Source organism: Pseudogemmobacter lacusdianii, from assembly GCF_030848395.1.
In the GTDB taxonomy this organism is placed as follows: domain Bacteria; phylum Pseudomonadota; class Alphaproteobacteria; order Rhodobacterales; family Rhodobacteraceae; genus Pseudogemmobacter; species Pseudogemmobacter lacusdianii.
Genome location: NZ_JAVDBT010000032.1, coordinates 1 through 6,389 on the forward strand (window position 1 = coordinate 1; position 6,389 = coordinate 6,389).

General features: G+C 61.7%; 8 protein-coding genes. 3 read left to right on the plus strand and 5 right to left on the minus strand.

What is annotated here, in order from left to right:
• Window positions 1–140: 140 nt before the first annotated feature.
• Complete coding sequence (locus tag Q9295_RS17740) at window positions 141–416, plus strand: hypothetical protein (RefSeq protein WP_306681924.1); 276 nt, start codon at window positions 141–143, stop codon at window positions 414–416.
• Window positions 417–554: 138 nt separating this feature from the next.
• Here the strand turns inward: Q9295_RS17740 and Q9295_RS17745 are convergent, their stop codons facing one another.
• From Q9295_RS17745 to Q9295_RS17765, 5 genes are all read right to left on the minus strand, one after another.
• On the minus strand, window positions 555–2,213 hold the full coding sequence (locus tag Q9295_RS17745) for an Ig-like domain-containing protein (protein ID WP_306681925.1): 1,659 nt from the start codon (window positions 2,211–2,213) through the stop codon (window positions 555–557).
• A gap of 137 nt (window positions 2,214–2,350) precedes the next feature.
• Window positions 2,351–2,737: a hypothetical protein gene (locus Q9295_RS17750; RefSeq protein WP_306681926.1), complete on the minus strand. Its 387-nt coding sequence runs from the start codon at window positions 2,735–2,737 to the stop codon at window positions 2,351–2,353.
• An 88-nt stretch (window positions 2,738–2,825) separates the two neighbouring features.
• Complete coding sequence (locus Q9295_RS17755) at window positions 2,826–3,839, minus strand: replication initiation protein (RefSeq protein WP_306681927.1); 1,014 nt, start codon at window positions 3,837–3,839, stop codon at window positions 2,826–2,828.
• 290 nt (window positions 3,840–4,129) lie between these two features.
• Window positions 4,130–4,408: a helix-turn-helix domain-containing protein gene (locus tag Q9295_RS17760; RefSeq protein ID WP_306681928.1), complete on the minus strand. Its 279-nt coding sequence runs from the start codon at window positions 4,406–4,408 to the stop codon at window positions 4,130–4,132.
• Entirely contained in the window at window positions 4,405–4,731 is a 327-nt protein-coding gene (locus tag Q9295_RS17765; RefSeq protein ID WP_306681929.1) for a type II toxin-antitoxin system RelE/ParE family toxin, read from the minus strand. The genes Q9295_RS17760 and Q9295_RS17765 overlap by 4 nt, the downstream gene beginning before the upstream one ends.
• Before the next feature lie 260 nt (window positions 4,732–4,991).
• Here Q9295_RS17765 and Q9295_RS17770 point away from each other — a divergent pair, with 260 nt between their 5' ends.
• Complete coding sequence (locus Q9295_RS17770; RefSeq protein ID WP_306681930.1) at window positions 4,992–5,318, plus strand: plasmid mobilization protein; 327 nt, start codon at window positions 4,992–4,994, stop codon at window positions 5,316–5,318.
• A partial coding sequence (locus Q9295_RS17775) for a relaxase family protein (RefSeq protein WP_306681931.1) occupies window positions 5,308–6,389 on the plus strand: 1,082 nt, incomplete at its 3' end. The genes Q9295_RS17770 and Q9295_RS17775, both read left to right, overlap by 11 nt.

Below are 6,389 nucleotides of genomic sequence, written 5' to 3' on the forward strand. Positions count from 1 at the left end.
CCGCCGGGATCGCGCTTTATCAGACGTTCACGCACGAGGGGCGGACCTATCTGATGCTGCCCGAGGGGACCGAGGCGATGGTCTGTCGGCAGGGCGAGAGGCGGATGCCCTGCGTCGTGTTGCCGAGAGAGGATTAAGCGATGGACCAGCTGACCCCCTTCGAGCGCGCCTTGCTCGCGCAGTTCGAGACCTTGGCGAGCGGGTCCGAGGCCTCGCTGAAAGCCTCAAAGGTCATGGAGAGCGCCTTGCGGGATTACTCCGCGAAGGTTGGGGCGCGGATCAAGGAGATCGAAGCGCGGCAGAGCGCTTTGACCGCGCACTTGCAGGACTTGGACACAGCATTGACCGAGCAGACGCGGCAAACGAGAGCCTTGGTCGATGCCGTGAACAAGTTGCTGGCCACACGGAAGAGCTAGAACGTGAGATCGCGCGGGTGGCCCAGCGGGACCGCGGTTATGGGTGGGGATTGTAGCAATCCGCCCCCGCCGAGCAGCGCGGGGGCGGATTTAGGCGCCCGGGAGGGGAATAGGGCGCCTGTGTGCGGCAGGTTCTTGTCAGAACCTCCAGTCGAAGCCAGCCCGTGCGCCGTAGCTTTCGTAGCCGGTTCCGATGCCGTCGTAGAAGGCCCCGACATTCATGGTGGCGCCTGTGCCCGTGTCGTAGTTCAGGCCCAGATGGGTGCGCCCGCGCCAGCTCTCGAACTCCGGCGCTGCGGCACCGCCGTCCGTGGCGCTGTAGATCCCGGAGAGGCCGCCCGTGAGTGTCAGTGTGCCGGACTGCACTGGCAGGGGCTGGCTGAAGTCGAGGCCGGCGTTCAGCTGCATCAGGCTGATGGTCTGGCCCGGGATCGTGTTGCCCAAGCTGTCGGTATAGGTGCGCTGGCTGTCCTCGGTGTAGGTGAAGTCCAGCAGGGGCATCAGCGTGGTGCTCTGGACCAGATACTCGCCTGTGGCGCGCAGCTGGGCCAGCCAGCGCTCGGTCTCGAAGCTGTCGGTATAGGTGCCGATCGGCGTGATGTCGTTGTCGGTCTGACCGTAGAGCAGGCGGCCTTCGAAATAGAGCGGCTGCTCTGGAACGCGCGCCACGAAGTAAGGACCGATCATCCAGCCGTGGCCCGAGGCATTGTTGGCGGGGTCATCCATATGGTCGAACTGGACCATGCCGCCCAGAAGCAGGTCGGGGTTGACGAAGCCATGAGCTCCGATGGTGCCAAGTGTATACGAGCCATCGCCGGACCAGGAGCTGCTGATCTCGGCCCAGACGTTGCCCTCGGCGACGCAGCCATTGATCGAGCCTGCAGCCTCATTGGCGTTGGCGCTGAACGTCGCGCAGCCGTCGCCCATCAGGAACCGCGTCAGGCCGGGCTGGTTCGAGGCCAGGTTGTTGGCGCGGGTCAGCATGAAGCCCGCGATCTGCTCCTGCGTGATCTCCACGATCCGGTTGCCGATCACCAGCGTGTTGGAGGCGCTGTTGGGGTTACCGACAGCGTCTTGTGCTGCCGCGACAGGGACCGTGATCGTGACATCGCCATTGCCGGTGGGCGTAATGGTGAGCGTGTAGACCGCAGGGCCATCGGTGATGGCGGTGACGGTGCCGTTGGTGACGGTCACGTCGTTCGCCAGATCGTCAAAGCCGGTCACATCCTCCGAGAAGGTCGCCGTGACGGTGAACGGGTCCGTGCCGATCAGTGAGGCAGGCCCACCGGAAAGTGTGACAGTGGGAGCGGTGGTGTCGGGGGGAGTTGCTAAAGTTCGTTGGGCAATAAGTGTGGTTGTCGCCGCGCCTGTGAAAGCAAACTCCCAGCGAGAATATTCGCCTGAAATGGGATCTGTTCCTTCAACTGAAAACCCATAGTAATCATCTGAAGCAAACGTACCGTTTGCACCGTCAATCGTCAGATTTGTTGCGCCGGTAATTCCACAGTTGGTTTCGATTAATCCCGTTGAGATTGGATTTGGTGGGAAGCTCGGGGTGGGGGTTATGTTGCTAAACTGCCATGCTGGCATAACAGTAGCGGAAAAATCGATGTAAACATCCATGGTGCCATCTGTGTATTGGCCCATATATACTTGGCAATTCCCAAGGGTCACGCCCCCAGGGGCGGGATTGGCCGGCACGCCTTGTGTCTGAAATGCCCATGCCTGCCCGCTGCCGACCAGCGTTGCCGCAGCGGTCAGCGCCGCCAGTGTTGTTTTTTTCAGTTTGTTAAACATGCTCGTGCCTCGTGCCTCGTGCCTCGAAGGAGGTTATACATCATCCGCGCAGGAAGTCGCCCCCCCCCCTAAAACCAAGGAATTTCTCACATGGTGATGCCGTTGCGTCACTGCTGCGTGGGAGAGGGGGCTTTCTGTCACTGCCCGATCAGCCATTTGAAAAACCCCTTGGGGCGCTTGTCTTCGAGCAGGGCTTGCTGACGCTCAGCCATCTTGCGCCAGTGGTCGGCATTCGTCTCCGCCTTTTCCAGCATCTCGCGAAGAAGCTGAACTTCAAGCTCTAACTCCCTGGTTTTCGAGTGGTTTTCCTGCGTGGTCGGTATCGGTTCCGGTGTCCGGTCGAACGCCGGTTCTGGGTGTTCGGGCGCAGAGAAGGGAAAGACGCGGTGAAGCTCGGATGGATCGATCTCGTACCGTCCTGTTGTCGTCTTGATCGCGCTCAAACGCCCGCTTTTTATGGCATCCAGTAAAGTGGACTTTGCCCGCCCGCATATTCTGGCAGCCTGGTTCAGAGAAAGCTTCATGGCCGAACGCCCAGGGGGTCGGTTGCGGAACTAGTGTCCGGTCGGAAACCGGTTCTGGGGGGTAGGTTTATCTGGTCGGCTCTTCGCATCAAACCCTGCCCACCTTGGCGCAGAAGTTCCGGAACGCCTGCTCGATGCTGGGCGCGTCCAGGGCAATGCCCTTGTCCTTGCACCAGGCGCGGAACTTGTCCGCGATCAATCCATTGTCCATGTTGCACCCTGCGGCCTGTTTCAGGCCCGTCCAGTGGGCACCGTAGGCAATGGACCCAGAGGCAGGGAAAACCCGGACTTGCGCCTCTACGGTGCCCTCACGGCGCGCTGTGCGCCCAGCCTTGGGGCGGGCGAGTTCCTTCTTGGCTTCGATCGGGTCCTCCTTGACTTGCCAGCTGATGGTCACGCTGGCCACCGTGCGCCCGATCTTGTTCGGGGTCGCGGTCAGAGTGAGGCGGGAGAGCTGGTTGATTTCGGCAATGGAGGGCTGAATGGCACGGCGGTTCAAATCTGCGAACCGATCCAGCTTTCCCTCTGGCACCCCCAGCAGTGCCCGGAGCTCCTGCACAGTGAAGGTCTTGCTCTGAATGTGATCGAGGTTAACCAGGCTGGCGACGTGCTGGAACAGCAGCACGGAATACTTGCTGCCCAGGTGGAACACTGTCTGCCGATCGAGGATGGCCCAGTGGTTCGATTCCGATGCCATGCGGCGGAAGGTGCGGCGGAACCACCAAGACACCAGTAGGTCCCCGCTTGCCTCATGCCGATAGTCAATCTTCGCCTCGTCCAGCAGGCCTCCGATGGTAACGACCATCTTGTCAGGATCATCATGGGTCAGGACAGCGGCGGCCAGCTCTCCGAACAGAGGCGTGAGGCTGGCGCGGTCGTGGTTCCGCATGCCATCAATCTTGCGGATATCTGACAGGCGGATGCGATGCTCGACCTCATCGGCCATGCGCCCCCCCGCCGTGGCGATCATGAGGTGCATCAGCTTGAGAGCCTGGAGGCTGGGTGCGTTGCGCATGTAGAAGCCCCGCGCCACCTCGGCGGGCAGCACAGTTTTGGTCTGATCAAAGGCGCGATCCGCGGCCACTTCGAGTGTCTTCCCCATGAGGGACACTCATTGATGACAATGTGTCACTTGTAAATGCGTGATTTTGGCCCCATTTGTCACCGTAGCGGCCCCATTTGTCACCGTAGCGGCCCCATTTGTCACCGATAACCGCACAAGATATTGATTTAAATGACGTATTTTCGCCTGAACTACTAGAACTATTAGAACAAGAAGAGCGCTGCGCGCCTTTTGTGAAATTTTCGGGTGATTTTGGCGCTTCTGGAGGGGTTCAGAACCACCTTGAAGCGGTGTTCAGGGTGGCTACCATTGCTGTGCTGAGAAGCGGGTCAGCGCTGATCGAGGCGAATGTCCAGCTTTGCTCCGACCGCCTGTGCATAGCGGGCCAGCTTCGCAATGCTGATGTTCTGGCGGGCGCTTTCGATCCTGGACACTTCGCTCTGACGCGTACCCATCCGCTCTGCCACCTGCGCCTGTGACAGGCCCGAAGCCGCGCGTGCAGCGATCAGCTGACGGGTCAGGTCAAATTCAGGTCCAAGGGCGTCATAGGCGGCGCGGTTCTCTGGTGTCTTCAGGAACTCCGCCTTCAGGTCGGCCAGTTTGGTCATGTTACCTCCTTTGCCCGCTTGCGAGCTGTGTCCAGGGCAGTCTTAGGCGTCTTCTGGGTCTTCTTCTCGAACACATGGACGACAACGAGTCTCTGCCCCTGTGCCTTCACATAGACGGCGCGTCCTATCCCATCCTTGCCGCTCATACGCATTTCCCAAAGCCCGCCGGTCCCTGCGAGGCTTCGGACATGCGGCATCCCCACGATTTCCGGGCCGTGCTCTTCCAGCAGTTCTGCGATCCGAAGGAACCGAGCGAACAGATCAGGCGGGAGCTTTGACAGTTCCCGATCAACGCGTGTGTCCAGAGTTTCAACCTTCCACATGAACATAACATATATGTTATAGTCCGCCCGTTTTCAACCATCCTGATAGATTTGCGGGTTGTCCTTTTTAACCTTCTTCGCCAGCATACTCTCATCCGGACAGATTCGGCGTTGCCTCCTCTGTCCTCCTTCGCGCTGGTGAGGGGGCTGTTGCCCCCTTCAAACCCCCGAGAGCGCAGGCCTATTGGGCTCTGCGTTGGAGTGGGGCCAGCCCCTGAACCCCGGCGGGGGAGTCCCCTGCACCCCTTGGAGGCCCTTCCATGTCGGAGCGGATCGAGCTGCGTGTGAGCGCCGAGGAGAAAGCGCAGTGGCAGGCCATTGCCGCGAGCCGCGGGGTTTCCCTGTCGGAGCTGATCCGCGCGGCGCTTTCCGGACAACGCCTGCGTCCCCGTCGCGCGGCCCCGCGCGTTGACCCTGATCTGGTGCGCGAGCTGGCCCGGATCGGGAACAACCTCAACCAGCTTGCCCGCGCTGCGAACCGCCGTTCTCCGGTGGAGACGGTGTCGCTTCTCGTGCGGCTGATCAAGATCGACCGGGAGCTGGCCGTCCTGCGTGCTGCGCATGAGAGGCCGCGCGATGCTGATTAAGTTCACCAGCGGCGGGCGTGGCGGAGGCGGGACGATTGCCGAGTATCTGACCGATCCGGAGCGCCAGGGGCGCGACCATGCCCCGCCTGAGGTGGTGCGCGGGGACATGGACCGGACGCGGGATCTGATCGACAGCATCGCGCGGCAGTGGAGCTACACTCATGGGGTGGTGAGCTTTGCGCTGGAGGATGCGCCGAGTGAAGACCAGCAGCGCGAGGTGATGGATCGATTTGAGGCGCTGGCCTTTGCGGGTCTCGATCCTGAGCAGTATGACATCACCTGGGTGCGGCATCAGCACACCGAAGGCGGGCGTGTGGAGTTGCACTTCGTGACGCCGCGCATGGAGCTGACCTCTGGAAAAGCCCTGAACATCGCTCCGCCCGGCTGGGAGAGCACGTTCAGGCCTCTGAGGGACTTTCTGAACCATTCCCATGGCTGGGCGCGTCCGGATGACCCTGGGCGCGCCAGAGAGCTTCACAGAGCGCCTCAGCGCGATCTGGAGGGTTTTTCCCTGCGCGAGGGCAGGGAGGCCCTCCACGGGCTTCTGAGCGGCCTTGTGGGGGCTGGTGTTGTCAGGGACCGTGCGGGGCTCGTGGCGGCGCTGGAGGAGGCCGGCATGACCGTTCCGCGCCAGGGCAAGGATTACATCACCGTGCAGGATCCCGAGACCGAAGAGCGGTTCCGTCTCAAGGGTCGGATTTACGAGAAGGACTGGAGCTATGACGCAGAGCTTGACCGAGCGGTTGCAAGAGAGGCAGGCGGCGCAGATGGCCGAGATCGAGGCCCTGACCTCGGCCGAGCTGAAGAAGCTCGGCGAGAGCTTGAAGCGCGTATCGCAAGCCGAGCTGCGTTCCACGCAGAGCGTTATCCGCGAGATGCAGGAGAGCTGGAGCTCACAGCTGGAGAGCGTGAACGTCATCGCGCGCTGGTGGTGGCTGGCGCTGATCGTGACCTGGGCGATGGCGGGGGGCTTGTGGGCCTGGCACTCCTGGACGACAGCGCCTTCGACCGCCGGGATCGCGCTTTATCAGACGTTCACGCACGAGGGGCGGACCTATCTGATGCTGCCCG